The sequence below is a fragment of the Marisediminicola antarctica genome (assembly GCF_009930795.1).
Taxonomy (GTDB): domain Bacteria; phylum Actinomycetota; class Actinomycetes; order Actinomycetales; family Microbacteriaceae; genus Marisediminicola; species Marisediminicola antarctica.
The window spans coordinates 1,734,446-1,758,330 of sequence record NZ_CP017146.1 but is presented as its reverse complement, the minus strand read 5'-3'; the positions used below and the strand labels follow the sequence as shown (position 1 = coordinate 1,758,330).

Sequence of the window (23,885 nt, the reverse complement as noted above, 5' to 3'; positions counted from 1 at the left end):
GCTCATGAGGGCGTCTGGCCGTGGTCCTCAGCGGGGCCAGCGTGAGGAGCCTCGTCGTGACTCTCATCCGCCGGATCACCCGCCGCCGTCTCCGCCGTCATCTTGGACTCCGCGATCGCCGCGTGGATCGCCTCGGCAGGGATGACCCCGGCGCGGACGATCTTCAGTTCGCCTCCGGGCCGCAGCAGCCCGGTCGCGTCGACGATGGTGGAGCCGGTGCCCGCCGTGGCGAACTCGCTGTAGTCGGAGCCGGTCTCACCGCCGTCGAGGTACACCGAGACGCTCGATCCCAGCATCCGCTCGGCCTCCGCAACCGTCATCGCGGCAGGCTCCCCCGTGAGGTTCGCCGAGGAGACGGCGAGCGGACCCGTCTCGGAGAGCAGCTCGAGGGCAAGCCCGTTCGCCGGCATCCGGAGCGCAACGGTGCCGCCGGTCTCGCCGAGGTCCCACTGCAGGGAGCTGCGCGCGGGAAGGATCACGGTGAGACCGCCCGGCCAGAAGGTCTGCACGAGGGTGCGCACCTCATCGGGGACTTCCTCGGCGAGAGCATCGAGCGTCGGGATCCCGGGGATGAGCACGGGAGGCGGGGCCTGCCTGGTGCGACCCTTCGCGTCGAGCAGGCGCTGCACCGCGACGGGGTTGAACGCGTCGGCGGCGATTCCGTAGACGGTGTCGGTCGGAAAGACCACGAGCTCGCCGCGGCCGATGGCAGCCCTCGCGAGGCGCATGCCCGTGAGGAGCCCGGAGCTGTCCGAGCAGTCGAAGATCGTCGCCATGTCGTCCCCCATCGTAGCGGCCATGCCCGGGTGGCCAGCGTCTAGGCTTGCATCATCGTGATGACACCCTCCCCCAACGCCCCGGTGCTGCCAGCCCAGGGGGCTCCCGTCCGAGCCGAAATCGACTCGGGCCTGCTGTTCATCTTCGACATGGACGAGGTGCTGTACTCGTACGACTGGCGCGAACGGATGCGCGGAATGGCCGAACTGACCGGGCTCAGCTTCGACGAACTGCGTCGTCGCTGGTGGCACGACACCGGGGAACGCGCGGCAGAGGCGGGCGTCTTCGCCACCGGGCCCGAGTATCTGGCCGCATTCGAGATCGCCGTGGGGTGCGCGGTCGACGTCACCGAGTGGGTGCGCCTGCGCGGCGGGGCGATGACGCCCTGGCCCGACTCGATCGCGGCGGTGCGGCGGGCATCCGAGCTCGGGCAGATCACGCTCCTCACCAACAACAACGCACTCGCCGGCGACCATCTCGCGACCCTCGCGCCCGAACTCGCCGACCTGTTCGGCGTCCACCTGCTCACGACAAGCCACTACGGCGCGCGAAGGCCCGATCCGGCGGTTTTCGCACGGGTGCTCGAGAAGTACGATGTGCCTGCTGAGCAGGCGTTCTTCGCCGACGACATGCTCGAGAACGTGGAGGGTGCCGCCTCGATCGGCATCACGGCACACCACTTCTCGAGCGGAGAGCAGATGCTGCAGGCGATCGAGGAGTTCGCGCTCGCACGCGCGTGAGCGGCAGCCGGGCCATTCCGGCGGCCGGGCCAGCCCGCCAGGCGCGCCAGCCCGCCAGGCGCGCCCCGGAATCCGGCTAGCGCAGCGCCGTCGTGGCGCGGTCGCGGCCGAGCAGGTCGCGGTGGGTCGCGATCGCGTTCCATCCGTCGGACACGAGCAGCGCCGAGATGGCGGCGCCCTGCAGCTCGCCGTGCTCGATCACGAGGGCGCCACCCTCATGCAGCAGGCGGCGGGCCGTTGTCGACACCGAATGCACGACATCCAGTCCATCTGCCCCGCCGTAGAGGGCCTGCTCGGGGTCGAACAGGCGCACCTCGGGATCACGCGGGATCGCCCCCAGCGGGATGTACGGCGGGTTCGAGATAACGACGTCGACAAGGGCGTCGAGCTCCGGGAACGCGCCCGCGAGGTCACCGAACACGAGCCGCGCATTGTCTCCCCCGAGCCGCTCGAAGTTGCGCGTGGCCCAGACGAACGCGTCGGCCGAGTTCTCGACCGCGTGCACCATGGCGTGCGGCACCTCGGTCGCCATCGCGAGGGCGATCGCCCCGCTGCCGGTGCCGAGGTCCACCCCGATCGGAGTGCCTCCCCCGACGGCTGCTAAGGCGTCGATGGCGTACTGCGCGACGGTCTCGGTCTCCGGCCGGGGCACGAACACGCCCGGACCGACAGAAAGCTCTAGTGCGCGGAACGGCGCGGTGCCGGTGATGTGCTGGAGCGGCTCGCGGCCGGCGCGTCGCTCGACGGCGCTGCCGATCACGGCGGCATCCGCGATCGAGACGAGCGATCCGGTGATCGCCTTCGCCTGCACCTGCCCACGACTCAGCCCGAGAACGTGCCCGATGAGCAATTCGGCGTCAACGTCCGGGTTCTCGATACCCGCCCGGCCGAGTGCGTCGATCGCCCTCGCGCGCAGCAGTGCGACGTCGCCCGACGCGGATGCGCCTGCGTCCGTTGCGGAGGAAGCTCGCCTGTTATCGACGGGGTTCTGCTCGGTCATTGCGGCACGAATCAGGTCTGGTCGCCGAGGTCGGCGAGCCTGGCTTCCTCGTCGGCATGGATGCACGACTCGACAACAGGCTCGAGAGCTCCATTCATCACGGCGTCGAGGTTGTAGGCCTTGTAGCCGGTGCGGTGATCGGCGATGCGATTTTCCGGGAAGTTGTAGGTGCGGATGCGCTCAGACCGGTCCATCGTGCGGATCTGGCTCTTGCGCACGAGCGACGCCTCGGCGTCGAGCTCCTCCTGCTGGCGCGCAAGGACCCGGGCACGCAGCACACGCATCCCGGCTTCCTTGTTTTGCAGCTGGCTCTTCTCGTTCTGCATCGCCACGACGATGCCGGTCGGAAGGTGGGTGATGCGGACGGCGGAGTCCGTCGTGTTGACCGACTGGCCGCCGGGCCCGCTCGACCGGTAGACGTCGATCTTGAGGTCGTTCTGACTGATCTCGACCTCTTCGGGCTCATCGACCTCAGGGAAGACGAGCACGCCGGCCGCGGAGGTGTGGATCCGCCCCTGCGACTCGGTCGCGGGCACCCGTTGCACTCGGTGCACCCCGCCCTCGTATTTGAGGTGCGCCCAGACGCCCTCGGCCGGATCGCTCGAGTTGCTCTTGATCGCGAGCTGAATGTCCTTGATGCCGCCCAGGTCGCTCGAGGTCTGCTCGATGATTTCGGTCTTCCAGCGCTTCGAATCCGCGTAGTGCAGGTACATGCGCAACAGGTCGGCGGCGAACAGCGCCGACTCGGCGCCGCCCTCCCCCATCTTGATCTCCATGATGACGTCACGGGCATCCAGCGGGTCGCGCGGGATGAGCAGGCGTCGCAGCTTCTCGGCCGCGGCATCCAGCTCCACCGCGATTCCGGGGATCTCAGCGGCGAACGACGCGTCCTCTTCGGCCATTTCTGTGGCCGCGTCGAAGTCGTCGTTCAGCTGCTGCCACTCCCGGTACGCCGCGATGATGCGTGCCAGCTCGGCGTAACGACGATTGACCTTCTTCGACCTCGCCGGATCCGAGTGCAGAGCCGGGTCAGCAAGCTGCTCCTGAAGCTCGTCATGCTCGGTCAGCAGGGTTTCAACTGACTCGAACATGACTTAGTCCTTGTCTGTTCCCGCTGAGGACGGCATCGACTTCTGCACCTGCATGAGGAACTCCACGTTGCTCTTGGTGTCCTTCAGTCGCGTGAGCACGAGCTCGAGTGCCTGCTGGGTGTCGAGGCCAGCGAGGGCGCGGCGCAGCTTCCAGTTGATCTTCGTCTCGTCGACACCCATGAGCATCTCCTCGCGGCGGGTGCCGGAGGCGTTGACGTCGACAGCGGGAAAGATGCGCTTGTCGGCCAGGTGCCGCGACAGGCGCAGCTCCATGTTGCCGGTGCCCTTGAACTCCTCGAAGATGACCTCGTCCATTTTGGATCCGGTCTCGACGAGTGCCGTCGCGAGGATCGTCAGCGAACCGCCGTCTTCGATGTTGCGAGCGGCTCCGAAGAAGCGCTTCGGCGGGTAGAGCGCCGACGAGTCGACACCACCGGAGAGAATGCGACCGGATGCCGGGGCTGCAAGGTTGTACGCGCGGCCGAGGCGGGTGATCGAGTCCAGCAGCACGACGACGTCGTGACCGAGTTCGACGAGACGCTTGGCACGCTCGATCGCGAGCTCAGCGACGGTCGTGTGGTCCTCGGCGGGACGGTCAAAGGTCGAGGCGATGACCTCGCCTTTCACCGTGCGCTGCATGTCGGTGACCTCTTCTGGACGCTCGTCGACGAGAACGACCATGAGGTGAACCTCGGGGTTGTTCTTCGCAATGGCGTTCGCGATGGCCTGCAGCACCAGCGTCTTCCCGGCCTTGGGCGGGGAGACGATGAGGCCGCGCTGGCCCTTTCCGATCGGGGCGACGAGGTCGATGATGCGCGTGGTGAGCTTGTTCGGCTCGGTCTCCAAGCGCAGGCGCTCCTGAGGGTAGAGCGGCGTGAGCTTGCCGAACTCGACGCGGTCGGCAGCCTGCTCGACAGGAAGCCCGTTGATCGAGTCGATTTTGACGATCGCGTTGTACTTCTGGCGACCGGTGTTCTCGTTCTCACGCGGCTGGCGGATCGCTCCGACGACGGCGTCACCCTTGCGCAGGTTGTACTTCTTGACCTGGCCGAGCGAGACGTAGACGTCGTTGTTGCCGGGCAGGTAGCCGCTCGTGCGCACGAAGGCGTAGTTGTCGAGCACATCGAGGATTCCGGCGACGGGGATCAGCACGTCGTCGTCGGCGATCTCCGGCTCGAAGTCATCGCCGGCGCCCGGGCCGCGGCGCTTGCGGTCGCGGTAGCGGTTGCGGCCGCTGCGGTCGCCCTCGACATCCGCCTGCATCTGGCGCTCGCTGCGGTCGTCGCCGCGGTTGTCCTGCTGCTGGCGGTTGTCCTGACGGCCATCCTGCTGCCGGTTGTCCTGCTGCCGGTTGTCCTGCTGCCGGTTGTCCTGCTGAGCGTTGGAGTCACCACGCCGACCATTGCGGCCGCGACCGGACGGGCGGGAGTCACCCTGGTCCTCGTCGTCCTGGCCATCCTGCTGGCGGTTGTCCTGCTGCCGGTTGTCCTGCCGGCCATCCTGCTGGCGGTTGTCCTGCTGAGCGTTGGAGTCACCACGCCGACCATTGCGGCCGCGACCGGACTGGCGGGAGTCACCCTGGTCCTCGTCGTCCTGGCCATCCTGCTGGCGGTTGTCCTGCTGCCGGTTGTCCTGCTGACGATTGTCTCCGCCGCCACGGTTGCGGTTGCGGTTGCGCGAGCTGCGCTGCGGGGCTTGGTTCTCGTCGCCGGAGTCGGTCGAGGCCGAATCAGTCGACGTGCCGGTCGAGCCCGTGTCGGTCGAGGCCGTGTCGGTCGAGGCCGTGTCGGTCGAGCCCGTGTCGGTCGAGCCCGTGTCGGTCGAGCCCGTGTCGGTCGAGGCCTCGTTGGTCGCCGCGGAGTCAGCCTTGGCGTCACTGGTCGCCTTGCTGCGGGCGTTGCGGCTGCGCGAGTTGCGGGCGGTCGCCGGGGCGGGTTCGACAGCCTCGTCGACGGCGCCCTCGGCCTCGGCGACGACATCGAGCTGCTGTGGCGCGTCGCCGGACGACGTGGCACGGCGCGAGCGGCCGCGGTTGACGTGCACCTTCGCGGGCACTGGCTCGAGGGTTTCGGCCGCGGCCGCCTCGTCGACGATGACGGACTCGGGGTCGAACTCAGTCGCGATGAACTCGCCGACCGGAGCGGCGGCATCCACCACTGGGGCGGCGGCGGGCGCTGAGGCAGCCTCGGACGCCTTCTCGGCGACAATCGTCTGCGGCGCGGTGATCACGCCAGCGGCGGCACTGGCGCGGCGCGGCGCGCGCTTGCGGGCGGCGGTCGGCGCGGATGCGGCGGCTTCAGACGCGACCGGCGCGGCTGCGGCGGGCACCGCGGCAGCGGGCGCCTCGGCAGCGCTGACTTCTTCGGGAGCGGTCACCGCGTCGCTGTCGCTGGCCGGCTCTGTTCCGGTGGTCTTCTGGATCTCGTTGATTGAATCCACGAGCTCTCCTTTACGTAGTTTGGATATTCCACTGATGCCGAGGCTGGCCGCGAGAGCTTGAAGCTCCGGGAGGCGCAGTGCGCTCAAGGAAGTACGGACGTTGACGTCAGTCACTGAGTAGGTTCCTTTCGCCCCGTACACAAGATTGCCGGGGGGAAATTGATCGCGTGTTCGCAGTTCTGGGCGGGTTGCGCAGGAGATGTCTGCGATTAGCGAGTGCTAGTTGAGATTGCGCCGGGCGGAGTGACGTAAATCCGAAATACGGACAAGGCCAAACTGCAGATTAGGTCAGTGCTGTTGGCTAGACCAACGCTTCCACCGGGCGCGAAATCACTGTAGCACCTTTGAAGTCGACAGCCAGCATGAGCGTCTGCCAGTGAGTCGCGGTGTGTTTCGCGACCAACTCGGCGGCCTCGAGCCGCTGCGCAGGATCGCTGCACAGCACGAGAATCGACGGCCCCGCGCCCGAGACCACGGCAGCTAGGCCGTGCGAGCGCAGTTCGGTGATGAGCGACTCGGTGCCCGGCATGGCCGCGGCGCGGTAGCTCTGGTGAAGCCTGTCCTCCGTGGCGTCGAGCAGCAGTTCCGGACTCTGGATCAGCGCCGCGATAAGCAGGGCCGAGCGTGAGACGTTGAAGATGGCGTCTTCGTGGGGAACGGATGCTGGGCGCAGGCTGCGGGCGAGCTCCGTCGACATGGTGCTCTCCGGCACGCACATCAGCGGGGACACGCCCCGGTGCACCATCAGCTTTTTGTGTCGAGGGGAATCATGCGAGGTCCACGCGATCGTGAGCCCGCCGAACAACGCGGGAGCGACATTGTCGGGGTGCCCCTCGAGCTCGGTCGCAATCGCGAGGAGCGCGTTCGAGTCGATGTCGACGATCCCGTCGAGGAGCCCCTTCGCCGCCATGATTCCCGAGACGATCGCCGCGCCGGAAGACCCGAGACCGCGCCCATGCGGGATCGCGTTTCGCGCCACAAGATCGAGCCCCGGAAGCGCGTAGCCAAACTCTGCGAAGGTGTGTCGGATCGCGGTAACGACGAGGTTTCTGTCATCCGTCGGCACCTCCCCTGCACCGACCCCGACGACCTCGACGCGCGCGCCCGGCGCGTCGCGCACCGTCACGGTGAGGTTGTCGTAGAGCGAGAGTGCCAGGCCGAGCGTGTCAAAGCCCGGCCCGAGGTTCGCGGTCGTCGCGGGAACCTTGACCTGCACCGAGCGCCCGACCGGAACGGGCGCGGGCGTGAGTGTCACGCAGGGACCTTCTGCAGCCCCAGCACGTTGGCGATCTCGGCAGTGTCGACGGGAACGCTCGTCGGCTGAACATCGGAGCCGTCCGCACGACGTAGCGCCCACTGCGGGTCCTTGAGCCCGTGGCCGGTGACCGTGAGCACGACGGTCGCGCCGCGCGGGATCTCGCCAGCGTCGGAGCGCTCGAGCAGGCCGGCGACGCTGATCGCGGAGGCAGGCTCAACGAAGATGCCGACCTCGGCAGAGAGGATGCGGTGCGCCTCGAGGATGAGCTTGTCGGAGATGGCCCCGAAGTAGCCGTTGCTCGTCTCGTGCGCCTCGAGGGCGAACTTCCACGATGCGGGGTTGCCGATGCGGATGGCACTCGCGATCGTGTCGGGGTTCTTGACGACGTGTCCGAGCACGAGTGGCGCGCTGCCAGCGGCCTGGAAACCGAACATGCGCGGCAGCTTGGTGGTTGCACCGCGCGCGAGGTCCTCGCTGTAACCGCGGAAGTAGGCGGTGTAGTTGCCGGCGTTGCCGACCGGCACGATGTGGAAGTCGGGCGCGTCACCGAGTACCTCGACGACCTCGAACGCGGCGGTCTTCTGACCGGCGATGCGGTCGGGGTTGACCGAGTTGACCAGGTGCACCGGGTAGTTGTCGGCGAGGTCGCGGGCAATCTCGAGGCAGTCGTCGAAGTTGCCCTGCACCTGCAGGATCTCGGCGTTGTGCGCGACGGCCTGGCTGAGCTTGCCCATCGCGATCTTCCCCTCCGGCACGAGCACAACCGAGGTGATGCCGGCGTGCGTCGCGTAGGCGGCGGCCGCCGCCGAGGTGTTGCCCGTCGACGCGCAGATGACGGCCTTCGCGCCGTGCTCCACGGCCTTGGAGATCGCCATCGTCATGCCGCGGTCCTTGAACGAGCCCGTCGGGTTCATTCCCTCGTACTTGACCCAGACCTTCGCCCCGGTGCGGGCCGACAGGGCCGGCGCGGGGATCAGCGGGGTGCCGCCCTCACCGAGGGTGATGATCGGCGTAGCGGCGCTGATGTCGAGACGGTCGGCGTACTCGCGCAGCACTCCGCGCCACTGCCGACTGGTGGGGGACGTGGCCTTCTCAGTGTTGGACATTACTCGGAACCCTCAACTCTCAGAACAGATGTGACAGAACTCACGACACTGCTCTCGCCGAGGGCGAGAACGGTGGCCGACAGGTCGGACTCGGACGCCTCGTGCGTTCCGATTACAAGGGTAGCGCCGGGCATGCCCGCCATCTCTCCGGTAAGCGGATCAGGCTGGGCCACGGTCTGCTCGACGGTCTCGATCGAGACGCCGTGGGTGCTGAACAACATCGCGACGGCCGCGAGCACACCAGGCTGGTCGACGACGCTGAGCGAGATCTGGTACCTCGTCGTCACACTCGAGATGGGCAGGATCGGCAGGTTGGCGTCGGTCGACTCGGCGAGTCCGGGCCCGCCGATAACGTGACGCCTGGCCGCTGAGACGAGGTCGCCGAGCACCGCGGAGGCGGTCTCGATCCCGCCGGCGCCCGCGCCGTAGAACATGAGGTCGCCAGCCGCCTCGGCCTCGATGAACACGGCGTTCTTTGCCGCGTGCACGGTGGCGAGGGGATGCGTGCGGGGCACCAGCGCGGGATACACCCTCGCACTGACGCCCTCTGTACCGGTCTCCTTGTCGACGAGCCGCTCGGCGATCGCGAGCAGCTTGACGACGTAGCCCGCCTTGCGTGCGGCGTCGACCTGCTCGAGCGTGACGGACGTGATGCCCTCGCGGTACACCTTGCCGATCGGCACAGTCGTGTGGAACGCGAGGCTCGCGAGGATCGCGGCCTTCTGCGCGGCGTCGTAGCCCTCGATGTCAGCGGTCGGGTCTGCCTCGGCATAGCCGAGCTCGGTCGCGGTCTTCAGCGCCGTCTCGAGCGACTCCCCCGCCGTGTCCATGCGGTCGAGGATGAAGTTGGTGGTGCCGTTGACAATGCCCATGATGCGGCGGATGCGGTCGCCGGCAAGGCTGTCGCGCAGCGGGCGGATGATCGGGATCGCCGCGGCGACGGCTGCCTCGTAGTACAGCTGGGCGCCGACCTGCTCGGCGGCGTCGAACAGCTCCGGTCCGTGGGTCGCGAGCAGCGCCTTGTTGGCAGTGATGACGTCGGCTCCGGAGTTCAGCGCCTGCAGGATGTAGCTGCGGGCGGGCTCGAGGCCTCCGATGAGCTCGATCACGATGTCCGCGCCGACGATGAGCCCTTCGGCGTCGGTCGTGAGCAGGTGCTTCGGAATCTCGGCCGAACGCGGAGCGTCAATGTCACGCACCGCGACCCCCACCAGTTCGAGGCCGGCGCCGGAGCGCTGGGCAAGCTCGTCGCCGTGTTTCAGGAGCAGCGATACCACTTGGGCACCGACCGATCCTGCGCCCAGGAGCGCGACCCGGAGGTTGCGGTACTCGATCATTCGACTCCATTCGTTGCGGTGTTCGGATGCCGGGCCGACGAATCGAGGCCGGCATCGCGGGATAGCAGGTCGGCCTCGGTCTCGCCGCGCACGATCACGCGGGCCTGCCCGTCGCGCACGGCGACAACGGCGGGGCGGCCGAGGTAGTTGTAGTTGCTCGAGAGCGACCAGCAGTAGGCGCCGGTGGCGGGTACGGCGAGCAGGTCGCCGGGGGCCACGTCGCCCGGGAGGTAGTCGGCGTTCACGACGATGTCGCCGCTCTCGCAGTGCTTGCCGACGACGCGCACGAGTGCGGGTGCGGCATCCGAGATCCGGTTCGCGATCCGCACCGCGTAGTCCGCCGCGTAGAGGGCGGTGCGGGCGTTGTCGCTCATCCCCCCGTCGACGCTGACGTACTTGCGCACGGCCGAACCTTCCACGAGCACATCCTTGTTGGTGCCCACCTCGTACAGGGTGAAGGTCGACGGGCCAACGATCGCCCGGCCCGGCTCGATCGCGACGACGGGAACAGCGATGCCGAGGCGGGCGCACTCCCCCGCGACGATGTCGGCGAAGGTCATCGCGATCTGGTCGATCGGCATTGCCTCGTCGACGCTGGTGTAGGCGATGCCGAAGCCGCCGCCGAGGTTGAGTTCGGGCACGTCGCCGCCGACGAGGAGTTCGGCGTGCAGCGCGAGCAGCCGCCGGGCCGCCTCGGCAAAGCCGTCGGATTCGAATATCTGCGACCCGATGTGCGAGTGCAGGCCGAGAAAGCGCAGGCCGGGGTGCGAGCGGATCGCCGCGACCGCGCTCGGCGCGTCGGTGAGAGTGATGCCGAACTTCTGGTCCTCGCGCGCCGTGGCCAGGTACTCGTGGGTGTGCGCGTGCACTCCGCTGTTCACGCGCAGCCGCACCGGCTGCACAGCGTTGTGGCGGGCCGCGGCATCCGCGATCCGCTCGATCTCGATGACGCTGTCGACGATGATCACGCCGACGCCGGCCGCGACGGCGCGGTCGATCTCGGCGAGGGACTTGTTGTTGCCGTGGAAGCCGAGGCGGGCAGCATCCACTCCCGCAGCGATCGCGACGGCGAACTCGCCGCCACTTGCGACGTCGATGTTGAGCCCGGCCTCGGTGACCCAGCGGGCGACCTCGGTCGACAGGAACGCCTTGCCGGCGTAGTAGACCTTCGCACTCGAGCCGATGCGGGCAAACTCGCGGTCGAAGGCCGCGAGGACCCGCTCAGCGCGTGAGCGAACGTCGGCCTCGTCGCACACATAGAGAGGAGTGCCGAATCGGGCGGCGAGGTCGGTCGCCGCGACTCCCGCGACCTCGATGGTGCCGGATGCCGCGCGGCGAGTTCCCATCGACCAGACCGTCGGTGCCAGCGCGTTCGCGTCGTCGGGCTCGGCGAGCCAGGACGGGGCGAGCGGGTTGTCGGCCAAAGGAATGCCTCGCGGGGGAAGTGGGTGTGGGATCGAACCCGGATCGGAGCTACGGGCCTTGTGAATTCTAGCGAATGGGTGGCTGGGAGGCGTTCAGGCGGGGCAGGCGCCCACTTGTTCGAGTGCCTCATCGCTGAGAATCACGGTATCGGCGGCCAGCCGCACGACCAGTTCATTACGCCGAATGTCGGCAGACTCGAGTGTGAAGGCCTCGGGCAGGAATTCGGCGATGCAGAACGAGCGGGTCTCGAGCACCGCGCCCGCCACCGGGCCGAGCATGCGGCGCATCCGGTCGGCGGTCACGGTCGCCTGGCCCACGCTGAGGCTGTTCGGGTCAAAGGTCAGCTGGCCGTCGGCGGCGCCGGGGGCGATACCGACGGAGATCGGGATCGGGATGCCGAACACCCGCACGTCGGTTTCGAGGAGGATCTCGTCGCCGTCGATCGAGATTGTGTCGAGCGGGATGCCGCTCAGGTTATCGGCGAGGTTCACCAGCTGGTCCTCGGGAACCGAGAAGTCGATCGTGACCGAGTCTGCGGGCTGGGAGCGATCGAGCGGCACCCCGGTTAGGACGGCATCGGCGGCGCCGGAGATCTTCCCGAAGTCGACGGCGTCGGCGGTCACCTCGATCCGTTCGAGGCGGCCGACCGCGATCTGGGCCAGCATTGAAGACCCACCGATTTCGACCGCGACGTCGCTGCCGCGCTCGATCGGGAGTGCAGTGCCGAGTTCGCTCGCGATCGCATCGCGCACGACGCTGCGCGCCACGTTGTCGGCGATCACCAGCAGTACCGCGATCAACACAAGAACGACGCCGACGATGACGGCCGCGAGAAGCGGGCGGCGCCGCGTGGCGGTGGGAGCCGACGAGGACTCCGTTCCGATGGGACTCACTGGCACAGTGTCGCCCATCGAGGGGCTGTCGTCGGACGGCATCCGCTACATCCGGTCCGGAGCGCTCACTCCGAGCATCGCGAGGCCGTTGCGCAGAACCGTTCCGGTGGCGTCGCTCAGCCAGAGCCGGGTGCGGTGAACATCGCCGACGGGCTCCTCTCCAAGCGGGGTGACGCGGCAGTTGTCGTACCAACGGTGGTAGGCGCCGGCGAGCTCCTCGCAATACCGCGCGATGCGGTGCGGTTCGCGCAGCTCGGCCGCCTGGGCGACGATGCGGGGAAGTTCCGCGAGCAGGCCGAGCAGCGCGCTCTCGGTCTCGTGGGTGAGCAGGGAGGCGTCGAAGACGCTGCGGTCGACGCCCGAGTCGGCCGCATTGCGCGCGACCGAGAAGGTGCGGGCGTGGGCGTACTGCACGTAGAAGACGGGGTTGTCGTTGGTGCGCTTGCGGAGCAACTCGGGGTCGAGGGTGAGCGGCGAGTCGGCGGGATAGCGTCCGAGCGAGTAGCGCAGCGCATCCGTCCCCAGCCAGGCCTGCAGATCGTTGAGTTCGATGATGTTGCCAGCGCGCTTCGACAGACGCGCGCCATTGATGCTGACGAGCTGGCCGATGAGCACCTCGATGTCACGCTCGGGGTCGTCGCCAGCGGCACCCGCGAGGGCTTTGAGGCGGTGCACGTATCCGTGGTGGTCGGCGCCGAGCAGATAGATCTTGTGCTCATAGCCGCGGTCAGACTTGCTCAGGTAGTAGGCAGCATCGGCGGCGAAGTAGGTGAAGATGCCGTTGCCGCGGCGGATGACGCGGTCCTTGTCGTCGCCGAAGTCGGTGGTGCGTACCCAGACGGCGTCGTCGTCGTCGAAGACGTGGCCCTGTGCGCGCAGCCGGTCGATGGCGTCGTCGATGGGGCTGCGTCCGGTGGAGTGGTCGTCGGCGTGCAAGGTGCGCTCGCTGAACCAAACGTCGAAGTGCACATTGAAGCGTTCGAGCGACGCCCGGATCTCACCGAGCTGAAGCTGATAGCCGAGCTCCCGGGCGTCGGCGACCGCGTCGTCGTCAGGGAGGTCGAGCAGGTCGGGCTGCACGTCGAGCACCTTGGCGGCGAGCTCGGCGATGTAGGCGCCCGGGTATCCGTTTTCGGGCGTCGGAAGGCCCCGTGCTGCGGCGAGGATCGAGGCTCCGAAGTTGTCCATTTGCGCGCCGGCGTCGTTGATGTAGAACTCGGTGGCGACCTTCGCGCCGGATGCCGTGAGAACGCGGGCGATCGAGTCGCCCAGTGCGGCCCAACGCGTGTGGCCGATGTGCAGCGGGCCGGTCGGGTTCGCGGAGACGAACTCGAGGTTGATGGTCTGGCCGGCGAAGGTGTCGGTGTGGCCGTAGGTGTCGCCGAGTTCCACGATCCGTTTGGCGAGGGATCCGGCCGCGGCGGCATCCAGGGTGAAGTTGATGAAGCCGGGGCCAGCGACTTCGACCGCCTCGACACCGTCGATGAGGCGGAAACCCTCGGCGAAATCGGCCGCAAGGTCGCGAGGCGAGCTGCCGACGGCCTTGGCGAGCTTCATCGCGATGTTCGACGACCAGTCGCCGTGGTCTCGGTTCTTGGGGCGTTCAAGCGAGATGTCCGCGACCGTGATCACGGGAGCATCCGGCCCGGCACGTCGTGCCAGCAGATCGGTGGCGGACGTGAGAAGTAGAGCGGAAAGTTCAGCGGGGGTCACGATCGATGATTCTATCCCGGCCGATCCGCGCGCCTGCGATCAGTCCCGACGGACTTGTGGGTGAAGATGACATGAAGAGTTGAAGAAGAAAGGTCGTCGGTTTGTCGCTGAAGCGCGGTGTTGTGGTCTCCCGGTTCGCGTTGACGGTTGTCGGCGTGGGTGTGGGTGCGCTGGCGCTTGGCCTTGCTGGCTGCTCGGCCGATGATGCGCGAACTCCGTCGGCGGATGCGTTCGCGGGGTCGAGTGCGTCGCCGTCGCCGTCCGTGTCTCCTTCTGGATCTTCTCCCGTGTCCCCCGGGACCTCGGGGTCACCGTCACCCGCAGCGTCAGCGCCACCGTCAGCGTCACCGTCACCGTCAGCGTCACCGTCAGCGTCAGTGCCACCGTCGCCGCCGCCGTCGCCATCGGCCAGTGCGGGTCCTGTCGCTCCGGGAATTCCAATCACGGCGAGCTGCGTCGACCTGGTGCCACTCGACACAATGTACGAGTTCAATCCGAACTTCGGTCTCGTTGAGCAAGCGCCTGCGCCAGGCTCACTCGCCGCGACAGCGGTCGCACATGGCGGCGTGGCGTGCACGTGGGTCCAGGCGACGGATGGCTCGAGAATCGTCATCGGGGTCGCCCAGCCGTCGCGCACCACGCTCGCGGAGCTGCGCGCTTCGGGTGACGGGTTCAGGTCGTCGGGTGGGGTCGGCACCGTGCAGATCTTCACTGACAAGCACTGGATCGTCGCCACGTCGAAGTACTTCGGTACTCCGGACGACGCGCGCATGCTTACAGATTCGGTGAAGTCGGCGCTGGGCTGATCCAGCTCTCGCAGAGTTGCGGTCGCGGTCGGATAACTTGCCGAGGCGGAGACGTCACTCTCGCTGTTGATATCCAACTTCACCTGCCTCCGGCGCCCGGATCCTGCGTGTGCTTCCGCTTCTCACCCCGAGCATCGATCGCCGGGGTGTGTTGCTTCCGGTAGAGCGTTTCCTGGTCACCTGGCGTTCTTTCTGGTGATGGCGACGATGGTGGGTGTTCTGCTGGGGAGCAGGATCAGGGTTTGGGTGGGGTCCACGGTTGTGGGTGGTTGGAGCCAGTAGTTGTTGTTGGTGTTGGTGATTTCCCAGTGGTTGTCGTGGAGGAGGAGGTGGTGTCTGCGGCAGAGGAGGATTCCGTTGTCGATGTTGGTGGGTCCGTTGTCTCTGTCCCAGTGTTTGATGTGGTGGGCTTCGCACCAGGAGGGGGGTCGGTCGCAGGAGGGGAACATGCAGCCTCCGTCGCGGGTGGCGAGGGCGATGCGTTGGCGGGCGGTGAAGTGGCGCCTTGTGTGGCCGACGTTGAGGCATTGGCCGTCGTCGTCGAATAGGACGGGGATGTGTCCGGTGTCGCAGAGGTTGCGCTGGATGGTCTCGATTGAGATCGGGTCGAGGGTTCCCTCGATCCATCCCTGGTCGGCACTGATCCCGGGCAGCAGCGGCAGCGGTGGCTGCAGGGGCAGCACGGGCAGGGGCTGCTGCGAGAGAGGTTGACGGGGTTGAGAGCCGGTCGTCGCGCTGACGCGGGTGGCGGTGATCGCCCCTGCCCCCGCGCCGGTGCCAGTCTCGGTCGTCGCGCCGGTGCCGCTGCCGGTGGGCGCGGTGCTGGTGTGGAGGTCTTTTTTGGTGATGATGACTCGGACGGCGGGGCGGCGGGAGCCGAACATGGTGCCGGGGTCGGCGTCGGTGGCGATGCGGATCATGCCGATCAGGGCGTCGGCGAGGATCTGCTCGTCGGTGCGGGGGTCCTCGACCAGTTTCTGGGCTTTGGCTTTCTCTTCCGGATCGATGAATCGGGGTCCGCCGCGTCGCGGGGACAGGATCGTGGAGAACGCGGCGTCGAGCAGGGCGCCGTCTTCGGGGTGCAGGTGCCAGATGCCATGGTGCATGCCGTCAGCGGTGCGCCACTTCCGGACCGCCCGCAGGTCGTACTGCTCCTTCTCCCGCCGGCGGATGCCGTCGCTGTCGAGCTCGTCCCGCAACCGCCGCGCCAGACGCTGCACCTCGTCCGCACCCAGCACGCGGCCGGCGCCGGTGGGGCCGGGGTTCACTGCGGCGATGAGTTGTTCGGCGGCGGCGGTGAGCTGCTCGGCGGTGACCGCGTCGTCGATCCCGCCGAGGCCTCGTCGGATGGCCTCGGCGCCGTCGACCGAGAGGAGGCCGGCAGCGACCGCGCGGGCGATCGGCGCCTGCCACACCGCCATCCCCGGAGGAAGATGGCCATTGCCGGCGTAGCCCGGAGCGCGCGGCGTGGCCGGGTCGGCTCCGGCACGGTCGTGGCCAGCGGGGTCGGAACCGTGACCGGCAGGGTCGTCGGGATCAAGGCCGGGGGCGGCGGGGTAGTCAGTCGCAGGGTCGCCGGTACCGATAGCACCCGACCGGTCCAAGTCGGGGTTCGCCTCGGCGAATGCCGCGGCGAGGGCTTCGGCGGCTTCGGTCTCGGCGAGCAGGGTGCCGATCTGGACCAGTTTCGCGGCCTCGGCCCTGGTGCTGCCGGAGATCGACTGGATCAACGCCTCCGCGCTGACGAACCCGGCACTGATCGCCATCCCGGCATGGCCGAGGGCCCGGTCGGAGTGCTTCGCGATCGCCGCCGCGATCCACGCCGCGTAGGTGTCCACCGCACGACGCAGCGCGGTGACCGAGCGTTGCGCGGCGAACAGGGACGCATCATCCAGGGCCGTGAACTCCCCCGCGCACGCCCCGAGGCCGGCGACGGTGTCAGCTGTGTCGCGGAGGGTGTTCGGGAGGTGTTCCATGCCACAATTCTCCCACTTCGAACACACTTTCGAAAGAGGAAATGCCTGATGGGGATAAGAATTTCTCCACAAGGCCTGCGCAGGAGAAGAGGCTGCGCAGGAGAAGACCCCGTGCAGGAGAAGAGACCCCGTGCAGGAGAACACGCTGCTGGAAAGAAGACCCCGTACAGAAGCAGTCAGTGCGGGCGCGAACCTACGCCAACACCACCAGCTCCCGAACATCATCCCGCGGTAGCTCATCCACGACCGCGAAAACGGAGAGCTCGCGCAGAATCAAATCCGCCCAGTGGTTCGTGAGAAACGCGGTATCCGCGGCGTCGCGACCAGTCGAAATACGCACGAGGCTCTGCCGCGGGGCCAAGGCCGTCGCATCCACCACCTGCCACACGCCATCCACCCACGCCTCTGCCACCGCGTGGAAGTCCATCGGGTCGAGCCCCGGCGCATACACGGCGACCATGCGCGCGGGAATGTCGAGCGCGCGCAGCAACGCGATCACCAGGTGGGCGTAGTCGCGGCAGACGCCACGGCGTGCCAGGAGCGTCTGCTCCGCGCCATCCGTCGGCATGCTCGATCCGGGAACATATCGCAGCTTGCTGCCGACCCACGAGCCGACAGCAGCGAGCAGCTCGTGGCCGGTGAGTCCGGCGAACTCGGAGCGCGCCGTAGGCGTGAGGGTGTCCGATTCGCAATACCGGCTCGGCCGCAGGTACACGATCGGGTCGAGCTCGCTCACCTCGAGAGGGGGCGCAGTGCCAGCAACCTCGGCGCGATAGTCAATCGTCATGCGTCCCTTGTCGCCGAGAAACTGGTGCAGGCGGGTACCGTGGCGATCCGAGATCTCCTGTGGCGTGATGGGGCGGCCGTCGAGAGTGATCTCAAGCGTCTCGGCATTCAGTAGGTTGCTCTGGGCTGCAGCAATGCTCAGCACCATGTTGGTATGGCCCGAGATGTCGAGTTCGAGGTGGGCGGAGACGTTACGACGCATGCGACAATCCTGTCACCCTGGCTCGGCGGGTCATGGCCAGAGGAGCTGGTGCGTCCAGCCGCCGGGCGAGCGGGTGTAGCGCAGCCGGATCTGGTCGTGCCCGGATGCCTGCCAGAACTCGACCGAGATCGGCTCGAGCACGTAGGCGGTCCAGTCGGCGGGGACGAAGAGCGGGTCGACCTCGATCAGCTCGCTCGCGGATGCAACGAGCCCCGCGACCTCCTCCGCGCCTGGCAGAGTGGTGCTCTGCTCCCCCGCGATGGCCTGCGCCCTGGCCAGCGGATGCCGCGCGAGAAAGTCCTGCTCGCTCACAGTACGGGGCCCCGGCTTCACCGCGCCGGACACGCGCACCTGCCGCCCTTGCTCTCGCCAATAGAGAGTGAGCGCGGCGCGCGGGTTCTGCGCCAGCTCCTCCCCCTTCGGCGCCGACGCGAGGCTCGCGAACCAGAAACCTGCGTCGGTGACGTCCTTCAATAGAAGGGTGCGGGCTGACGGGTCCCCGCCTCGCGTCGCGGTCGACAGCGTCATGGCGTTGAGCTGCGACACTTCAGCATCCACCGCCGAGGCGGTCCACACGAGAAAGAGGGCGATGGGGTCGTCGGGCGCGGCAGCCGTGTCAAAGCTGGGCAGTTCGGTCTTCGGCGGGCGGATGCTGCGGAGCAGGTCGCGGTAGGAGATGTCGCTCATGGTCCCAGCCTAGGCAGACTCGCCTGTGCGGGTCGGGAGCACGTGCCGCGCCCTGATAACCTTGAGCACACCCTGGCCCCCATAGCTCAGGGGATAGAGCACTGCCCTCCGGAGGCAGGGGCGGCAGTTCGAATCTGCCTGGGGGCACTTGTCCCGTGACAGGCCAGTTCGGACTTTTGCCACGTAGTTCGGACACAGGTTCAGTGCGCGATCGCGAGCACCTCAGGCATTGTCGCTCCCACCGACAGCGTCCCGCGCTTCGCCGCATGTCTAGTAGACGAAGAGCCCAAGCGAATAGAGTGAGGCATCGTCGAACGAGGAAGGTAGTCGAACATGTCGGATTCATTGTTTTGGTGGCACTTCTCGGTGACTGTCCAAACCTTGACGCTGCTGTTGCTGGTTGCCCTGCTCATTTCCGCTCCCCTTACCATTCGCAAATTTCGGCATCGAAAGTCAGAAGCTGAGCCGGCTGTTCGTGACTGAGCCGGACCTCTAGAGGCAATCGAAGCGACGCTTTAGCCAAGCTGTTACTTCGTGGCGGCTCCTCGACTGCGCGCTTGTCCGAAGTATCGTGGCGAAACTCAGCCAGACGAGAGCGGCCACTCCAGCGGAATTCCGGACGTCCGGGGTTGGTCGTTTGTCCGAAATACCGTGTCACGCGACAACATTTGTCGCGTGACAAGCCAGTTCGGACTGTTGCCACTTAGTTCGGACAAACGTGGCAGCCGAACCTCTTTCGAGTCCCTGCCTGTCGCTTTCGCCGCACTACTCTTTGTCGCAGTTCAGGCACCTACGTGAGAATCCCTATCGGGCGGGGGATACGCAAACGACGCACAAGGCGGACGTTCGCATCCCTTGCACTGCGCGCGGATGACCATTTAGCGTCCCGCATACGGGCGGTCGTCGGAGTTCGGCGCGGTGATTCACCGGTCGTCCGCTTTAGTGAGAGGGTCTCCCGTATGGGGGCGGCTGAGGACGATGAACTGCGCGAACTACGAGCGCGTGCTTACCGCCCTGCAGCCGACGTTCACCCTAACTCTCGAGATCAACTGCGACGCCGACCCCAAGATCCTCGCCACCCCCGACGCGGCCTGGATCAACAAACCCGCCGCTCATGAAGAAGAGTCGAAACTAGCCGCCTAAACTCACGCTGGCCTCATCCACCTTGACAAATTCCGCTACCATCAAGCGCTACTCGCCACGGTAGGCAGAGCGGAGCTTATTAGTGACATGCCTTCTCGCGGCCATCGGAATCTTGCCTTCCATATCGGAAAGCATCGCGCTCAAAATATGTGAGGCACCAACCACACCCACGCGCTCAAAGAAACTGAGGCACTGTCGAAACCTCGGTAATTGCGTTCCACCCCCCGCTAGAGTTACGCGTACTACGGGAGAGGTAGAAATGAAGCTATCAACCATAGCAACCACAGTCGCCGTGAGTACCGCTCTGCTGTTGGCCGGCTGCACTGCCGACGGAGGAACAACAACCTCACCCCCGCCAACCGCCACAGCCACCCCACAGAGCAACGGTTGCCCGGCGAGTCTCGTCGCCAACATCATCGGCGGATCGGCGTACATCGTCGACTCGGAAATCGAATCTAATGATGCCACTCTCATGGAGCCGTGGCCGATCGCCGAAGTTCCCGACCCGAGCTGCTTCTTCACCGGCACGTCCGAAAACAAAGACGCCAGAGGTGATGTCACTTATGACTCGCGCACGCTCGTGTGGACCTCAACTGACGAAGCAACTTTGGCAAGCATCAGAACGACAGTCGGAAGCGACCTTACAGCTAAGGGGTTTCCAGAAACGCTGGGCAGTTCCGACGGCGACGTGGTCGAGACATACACAGACTTCACCTCCGCTGAGCCCGTTCGCACTCAGGTCAGCATCACCCAACTGGGGAGTTCGAGCAGTCTCAAGAACCTGGGTGCAGTCGATGGCCAGTTCGTTCTCACTATTTCGGTTATCGTGTCTGGCCCGACACCCTAGCTCCCACTGGTTCGCTGCGGTCTTTTTAGGTTTCAATCCCTCCGAAGGAACCACCCATAAAAAGGAGCAAAATGGTTCAAACGTGCGTATTTAAGAAGAAACTGGCGGCCGCTGCGGTTGCTATTGGGGTCGCGTTCGCCGTGGGAGCTACCCCGGTAGCAGCGAACGCCACCCCCTTCTGGACCCCCGTACGTTCCTACTGCAATGCGGGGACAATCGCCCAGCTGACGTTTTACACAAGCGGACCCGGAGTGATCGTCGGATACGGGAATTCATCGACCGCCGCCGGAAACACCATACGGCCCTGGCAACTGAATACGGGGTACAACGTCATCAACACCGGAGTGTCGACAATCTGGTGGCAAAAATGGGCCTCCGGATCCGCCGCAACGATAACGTCCTGGAGTCTCTCCTGCGTGAACTACCAGCGTTTCGCTGAATAACCTGTTCGACCATCACGGTAAATCATCGGTCAGGTGCAACTGACCGATAATCATTGTGGGGGGCCCCCACATGTCGGTCTCCTACAATCGAACATCTACTCTCTGAGACTAGCACCCCCCACTAGGGGTCTCCCAGTTCTGGCTCCTGCGACGAGGAAGTGACAGACCATAGAATCATCTTCGCGCGGCCGGGCGCTTTTAGAGAGGGCCTCGGGTGGGAACGAACTAACGGTACGCCGCGCAGATCGACGCGCGGATGTCGGCCGGTATCGTTGCCCGCATCATGGCCTCTGGTCAACTCAGTCGCCGTCCGACCAAGAGCTCGAGCTCGGGCTCGGGCTCAAGATTCACTCCCTTCCTGGCGATCTCTGCTCAAGACAGAAGGCCGTCACCGACCCCCACGGAGCATCATCAGGCCACAGGGTGATCGCGAGACGGACACTAGGATCAACAGGTACAAGGCGACTCATCCTCGAAACATCGAGGAAAAAGTGTCACCACCGAGACAGTCGAACCGTCACCGATCTGCTAAGGCAGAACTGTTACCGTCCTGAGACCTACAATTGTACTCGGCCATCACTTGGGTGACACTCGGTTGATCGGCGGGCTGCCGATGCCGGTGTGGATGCGTTCGGTGTTCTAGTAGTTCAGCCAGGCCCTACGTCAAACGGCGAACTTGCTCTGAGCTACTGGCCTCAACTCACCCTGACACGTAGGGTCAGGCCAACCGCAACTCAGCTCACTGAAGTTGAAGTGGGGCCCATATTCAGACCTCGACGTTCTTCGAAAACTCAATTCGTTGAAGTGCCTTTCGCTTGGTGCCGCGACACGTGTCGCATCGATTGAGCCGCTCACATCACTTCCGGGGCTGCAGAGCCTCGAGCTCTACCAGACCTATCTGCTCGACGGTTTGTCTTCACTGGGCCAGCTCACCTCGCTCACGCGACTCGTATGTGGCGGCTCGATCGACTCCGATAGGAACGTGAAGATCAGATCGCTGGACTGGGTTCGCGACCTGTCCGGACTAGCCGAGCTTCGCCTACCCGGCACGCGGCTGATCGACTCCGACTTGTCCGTCCTTCTCGAACTCCCCGAACTTCTCATCCTCGTGCTCCCGCTTCGCCGGTCCTATCGAAAGCAGGTGTTCCAATTCGCGAGTAGCAGCGCCGCCTTCGCCGGCGTCGCCAAAGACTACGAGGAGTGCGACGACTACCTCGCAGAGATAAAAGTGTCGCGATAACCGTCCGGCTTGCGGGCGTCAGAACCATCAACCCTGGCACAAAGATGTATTAGTACCGTGATACATGTAATGTACTTCGTAAGTAGTACATCTTGACCGATGAAAGGGTGCAATGTCTTTCTTGCTCGTCTGGCTAGTGTTCCGCTCGATGATCCTCGGTGTGCTGGCCGGGGCGGCGTGGTGGCTGATTCGGGGCCGCACAAACCGACTGCAGTGGGGGCCGGTCGCGTCTCTCACTGCGGTTGGGGTGGGCGTCGCTTTGCTCGCGGATGTCCTGGTGCGTTTGATGGTGGGTGGAACGTCGGCGCTCCGGCTCCCGCGGCCCGACGAGCTCGCTCGGTGGCTGGTGGATGCGCGCTTCGTGTTGCCTCTTCTGTTAGGGATCGGTGCCGTGATCATCCTCGCGTTTCCGCTGCCTACTCACGCCCCACGAGGGAGCGCTAGCTTGGCTCGCCGGACGCCGTTTAGCTTCGGCCAGGGATGGTGGTTCATCGGCGCCACAATTATCGTCGGTGCAATCCTCCTCGTCACCGTCGCTGCGGGCATGGCTTCCCAGGAAGACGAGCAAGGATTCTGGCGCATCCTCGTGGTCGACACCGGCGTCGGCGGGGGCTCCACCACCATCTACGGGTGGTACTACTCTCGGCCGGCCTTGGCGCTGGTGGCTGTTCTCGCGGCACTGACCCTTGGCGCGCTGTGGCTGATCGCTCGGCCCGCGGTCGCAGTCGACCAGGTCAACGATGTTCAGCTGCGCGGCCTGCGCACTCGAAATATTCTTGCGGTCGCATCCGGTGCCCTCCTGATGCATCTCGGCGGAATCTTTGCTTCCCTGGCCGGAACCGCGTTTTTCAACGGCGGTGTGGCGACGGGAAACGGTGGATGGGTGGTGTTCGGCACCCCCATCGCGGCTCTTGAGCCGGCGCTCTCCCTCGCGGGTGACGCCGTCACGGCTCTCGGATACGCGTTCTGGGTCGGTGTTCTGCTCACCGCAATACCCGCGCGCCGCACAGTCCGCGCCCTGATTCGCGCATGATGATTACCCTGGCGGGATCGGCACCCGCCGCGGAACAAATCCGCGATCAGATCCGCGGACTCATCGCCGCGGGCAGCCTCGCGGCCGACGAACGACTCCCGTCCGTCCGGCAACTTGCAAAGGACCTCGGCGTCGCCCCAGGTACCGTAGCGAAGGCATACAAAACCCTCGAATCCGAGCACTACCTCCACACCCGTACCGGAGGCGGAACCCGCGTCAGCGCAACCGCGTCGGCCACTCCGCGCACCGTGGTGGATGCTGCCCGCAATCTGGCCGACGCCAGCATCCGCGCCCAGATCGATCTTGAGGAAGCAACCCGACTGTTCCGCGCAATCTGGCCGCCCCGCCCAAGCGGGTAATGATCACTGCCACCGATTCGAACTCGCGTCCCGTCAAGGTTCCACTTGCGGGCGTCCGCGTCCGGAGTTCAGGTGTTGGGTCTTACTTGGGCGATGGCATCTCGACGATGAGTTCGGTGTCTCCTGCCTCCGGTGATGTTCCGATAAATGTCACTGAGCCGCCGTTGGGTCTCGGCCACGACCATTCAATTGACCATTCGGTCCCTGATCCCCCAACCGAGAGTTGGCGATCAAAGTTCACTCCCGGACTATTTTTGGTCAGCGTGACCTCGATGCGGGTCATCATTTCACCAGGCCCTCGCGGCGGTTCCCCTGCGGCTTCCCAACCTTGTGTCTGTTGCACGTGGCGCCAGCGCTGGCCGGCACTCCAGAACTCAGTGGTCAGCTGCTCAGTCGAGCTGTTCGGCACGGCGCGCGCGTGCAGCCACACTCGCTCCCCCGTTAAGTCGACCCGTTCGGCAACAACTGTTACTCCCTCGACCTTGCCGAGCACGTGGATTCGGTTGAGCAGTACGGAAAGTCGAGTCTCTGTGTCGGGGATCAGGGGATGGTCGGAAACAGACATGACCGAGACTCTAGCGCCC

Annotated in this window: 21 protein-coding genes and 1 tRNA gene; 8 read left to right on the top strand and 14 right to left on the bottom strand. The window is 66.0% G+C overall.

Annotated features, from left to right (window positions below):
* Nucleotides 1-2: 2 nt before the first annotated feature.
* Nucleotides 3-776, bottom strand: a complete 774-nt coding sequence (locus BHD05_RS08360; protein ID WP_161887437.1) for an L-threonylcarbamoyladenylate synthase — start codon at nt 774-776, stop codon at nt 3-5.
* Nucleotides 777-836: 60 nt separating this feature from the next.
* On the opposite strand from BHD05_RS08360, the gene BHD05_RS08355 reads away from it, so the two are divergent.
* The gene (locus tag BHD05_RS08355; RefSeq protein WP_161886024.1) at nt 837-1,517 is read left to right on the top strand and encodes an HAD-IA family hydrolase; all 681 of its coding nucleotides are present in this window, start codon (nt 837-839) and stop codon (nt 1,515-1,517) included.
* Between the two features lie 76 nt (nt 1,518-1,593).
* Here the strand turns inward: BHD05_RS08355 and prmC are convergent, their stop codons facing one another.
* The 9 genes from prmC to argS all read right to left on the bottom strand — a co-directional run bounded on the left by prmC (nt 1,594) and on the right by argS (nt 13,779).
* Nucleotides 1,594-2,517 (bottom strand): peptide chain release factor N(5)-glutamine methyltransferase, encoded by a 924-nt coding sequence (gene prmC / locus BHD05_RS08350; protein ID WP_161886023.1) that lies wholly within the window; start codon nt 2,515-2,517, stop codon nt 1,594-1,596.
* An 11-nt stretch (nt 2,518-2,528) separates the two neighbouring features.
* On the bottom strand, nt 2,529-3,608 hold the full coding sequence (prfA, locus tag BHD05_RS08345; RefSeq protein WP_161886022.1) for a peptide chain release factor 1: 1,080 nt from the start codon (nt 3,606-3,608) through the stop codon (nt 2,529-2,531).
* 3 nt (nt 3,609-3,611) lie between these two features.
* Nucleotides 3,612-6,161, bottom strand: coding sequence for a transcription termination factor Rho (gene rho / locus BHD05_RS08340; protein WP_161886021.1), 2,550 nt, complete (start codon nt 6,159-6,161; stop codon nt 3,612-3,614).
* Between the two features lie 187 nt (nt 6,162-6,348).
* Nucleotides 6,349-7,302 carry a homoserine kinase gene (gene thrB / locus BHD05_RS08335; protein WP_161886020.1) on the bottom strand — a complete coding sequence of 318 codons (954 nt, stop codon included), beginning with the start codon at nt 7,300-7,302 and terminating at the stop codon, nt 6,349-6,351.
* Entirely contained in the window at nt 7,299-8,411 is a 1,113-nt protein-coding gene (gene thrC, locus BHD05_RS08330; RefSeq protein WP_161886019.1) for a threonine synthase, read from the bottom strand. The genes thrB and thrC overlap by 4 nt, the downstream gene beginning before the upstream one ends.
* Nucleotides 8,411-9,748 (bottom strand): homoserine dehydrogenase, encoded by a 1,338-nt coding sequence (locus BHD05_RS08325; protein ID WP_161886018.1) that lies wholly within the window; start codon nt 9,746-9,748, stop codon nt 8,411-8,413. Before BHD05_RS08325 ends, thrC begins: the two co-directional genes overlap by 1 nt.
* Nucleotides 9,745-11,172, bottom strand: coding sequence for a diaminopimelate decarboxylase (lysA, locus tag BHD05_RS08320; protein WP_161886017.1), 1,428 nt, complete (start codon nt 11,170-11,172; stop codon nt 9,745-9,747). The genes BHD05_RS08325 and lysA overlap by 4 nt, the downstream gene beginning before the upstream one ends.
* 93 nt (nt 11,173-11,265) lie before the next feature.
* Entirely contained in the window at nt 11,266-12,066 is an 801-nt protein-coding gene (locus BHD05_RS08315) for an LmeA family phospholipid-binding protein (protein WP_161886016.1), read from the bottom strand.
* 45 nt (nt 12,067-12,111) lie between these two features.
* On the bottom strand, nt 12,112-13,779 hold the full coding sequence (argS, locus tag BHD05_RS08310; RefSeq protein ID WP_161886015.1) for an arginine--tRNA ligase: 1,668 nt from the start codon (nt 13,777-13,779) through the stop codon (nt 12,112-12,114).
* A gap of 464 nt (nt 13,780-14,243) precedes the next feature.
* On the opposite strand from argS, the gene BHD05_RS08305 reads away from it, so the two are divergent.
* Complete coding sequence (locus BHD05_RS08305; RefSeq protein WP_161886014.1) at nt 14,244-14,585, top strand: hypothetical protein; 342 nt, start codon at nt 14,244-14,246, stop codon at nt 14,583-14,585.
* A gap of 176 nt (nt 14,586-14,761) precedes the next feature.
* Here the strand turns inward: BHD05_RS08305 and BHD05_RS08300 are convergent, their stop codons facing one another.
* From BHD05_RS08300 to BHD05_RS08290, 3 genes are all read right to left on the bottom strand, one after another.
* Nucleotides 14,762-16,561, bottom strand: coding sequence for an HNH endonuclease signature motif containing protein (locus tag BHD05_RS08300; protein WP_161886013.1), 1,800 nt, complete (start codon nt 16,559-16,561; stop codon nt 14,762-14,764).
* Between the two features lie 193 nt (nt 16,562-16,754).
* The gene (locus BHD05_RS08295; protein WP_161886012.1) at nt 16,755-17,549 is read right to left on the bottom strand and encodes a transglutaminase-like domain-containing protein; all 795 of its coding nucleotides are present in this window, start codon (nt 17,547-17,549) and stop codon (nt 16,755-16,757) included.
* 30 nt (nt 17,550-17,579) lie between these two features.
* On the bottom strand, nt 17,580-18,236 hold the full coding sequence (locus BHD05_RS08290) for a pyridoxine/pyridoxamine 5'-phosphate oxidase (protein ID WP_161886011.1): 657 nt from the start codon (nt 18,234-18,236) through the stop codon (nt 17,580-17,582).
* Nucleotides 18,237-18,311: 75 nt separating this feature from the next.
* Here BHD05_RS08290 and BHD05_RS08285 point away from each other — a divergent pair.
* From BHD05_RS08285 to BHD05_RS08260, 6 genes are all read left to right on the top strand, one after another.
* Nucleotides 18,312-18,383: transfer RNA gene (locus tag BHD05_RS08285), tRNA-Arg, on the top strand.
* An 831-nt stretch (nt 18,384-19,214) separates the two neighbouring features.
* A complete protein-coding gene (locus tag BHD05_RS08280) occupies nt 19,215-19,379 on the top strand; it encodes a hypothetical protein (protein WP_161886010.1) in 165 nt (54 codons plus the stop codon).
* A 259-nt stretch (nt 19,380-19,638) separates the two neighbouring features.
* Nucleotides 19,639-20,226 (top strand): hypothetical protein, encoded by a 588-nt coding sequence (locus BHD05_RS08275; protein WP_161886009.1) that lies wholly within the window; start codon nt 19,639-19,641, stop codon nt 20,224-20,226.
* A 1,242-nt stretch (nt 20,227-21,468) separates the two neighbouring features.
* Complete coding sequence (locus tag BHD05_RS08270; protein ID WP_161886008.1) at nt 21,469-21,909, top strand: leucine-rich repeat domain-containing protein; 441 nt, start codon at nt 21,469-21,471, stop codon at nt 21,907-21,909.
* A gap of 112 nt (nt 21,910-22,021) precedes the next feature.
* Nucleotides 22,022-22,942: a hypothetical protein gene (locus BHD05_RS08265; RefSeq protein ID WP_161886007.1), complete on the top strand. Its 921-nt coding sequence runs from the start codon at nt 22,022-22,024 to the stop codon at nt 22,940-22,942.
* On the top strand, nt 22,939-23,301 hold the full coding sequence (locus tag BHD05_RS08260) for a GntR family transcriptional regulator (RefSeq protein WP_335920076.1): 363 nt from the start codon (nt 22,939-22,941) through the stop codon (nt 23,299-23,301). Before BHD05_RS08265 ends, BHD05_RS08260 begins: the two co-directional genes overlap by 4 nt.
* An 82-nt stretch (nt 23,302-23,383) precedes the next feature.
* Here BHD05_RS08260 and BHD05_RS08255 read toward each other — a convergent pair whose 3' ends face one another.
* The gene (locus BHD05_RS08255; protein WP_161886006.1) at nt 23,384-23,866 is read right to left on the bottom strand and encodes a hypothetical protein; all 483 of its coding nucleotides are present in this window, start codon (nt 23,864-23,866) and stop codon (nt 23,384-23,386) included.
* Between the last annotated feature and the right edge of the window lie 19 nt (nt 23,867-23,885).

What these genes read in the sequence shown, in the direction of transcription:
- BHD05_RS08360 (WP_161887437.1), bottom strand. Translation starts at nt 776, where the DNA reads ATGGCGACGATCTTCGACTGCTCGGACAGCTCCGGGCTCCTCACGGGC.
- BHD05_RS08295 (WP_161886012.1), bottom strand. Translation starts at nt 17,549, where the DNA reads ATGCGTCGTAACGTCTCCGCCCACCTCGAACTCGACATCTCGGGCCAT.
- BHD05_RS08255 (WP_161886006.1), bottom strand. Translation starts at nt 23,866, where the DNA reads ATGTCTGTTTCCGACCATCCCCTGATCCCCGACACAGAGACTCGACTT.
- BHD05_RS08355 (WP_161886024.1), top strand. Translation starts at nt 837, where the DNA reads ATGACACCCTCCCCCAACGCCCCGGTGCTGCCAGCCCAGGGGGCTCCC.
- BHD05_RS08265 (WP_161886007.1), top strand. Translation starts at nt 22,022, where the DNA reads ATGTCTTTCTTGCTCGTCTGGCTAGTGTTCCGCTCGATGATCCTCGGT.
- BHD05_RS08280 (WP_161886010.1), top strand. Translation starts at nt 19,215, where the DNA reads ATGAACTGCGCGAACTACGAGCGCGTGCTTACCGCCCTGCAGCCGACG.
- BHD05_RS08260 (WP_335920076.1), top strand. Translation starts at nt 22,939, where the DNA reads ATGATGATTACCCTGGCGGGATCGGCACCCGCCGCGGAACAAATCCGC.
- BHD05_RS08290 (WP_161886011.1), bottom strand. Translation starts at nt 18,236, where the DNA reads ATGAGCGACATCTCCTACCGCGACCTGCTCCGCAGCATCCGCCCGCCG.
- prmC (WP_161886023.1), bottom strand. Translation starts at nt 2,517, where the DNA reads ATGACCGAGCAGAACCCCGTCGATAACAGGCGAGCTTCCTCCGCAACG.
- BHD05_RS08275 (WP_161886009.1), top strand. Translation starts at nt 19,639, where the DNA reads ATGAAGCTATCAACCATAGCAACCACAGTCGCCGTGAGTACCGCTCTG.
- thrC (WP_161886019.1), bottom strand. Translation starts at nt 8,411, where the DNA reads ATGTCCAACACTGAGAAGGCCACGTCCCCCACCAGTCGGCAGTGGCGC.
- prfA (WP_161886022.1), bottom strand. Translation starts at nt 3,608, where the DNA reads ATGTTCGAGTCAGTTGAAACCCTGCTGACCGAGCATGACGAGCTTCAG.
- BHD05_RS08300 (WP_161886013.1), bottom strand. Translation starts at nt 16,561, where the DNA reads ATGGAACACCTCCCGAACACCCTCCGCGACACAGCTGACACCGTCGCC.
- BHD05_RS08325 (WP_161886018.1), bottom strand. Translation starts at nt 9,748, where the DNA reads ATGATCGAGTACCGCAACCTCCGGGTCGCGCTCCTGGGCGCAGGATCG.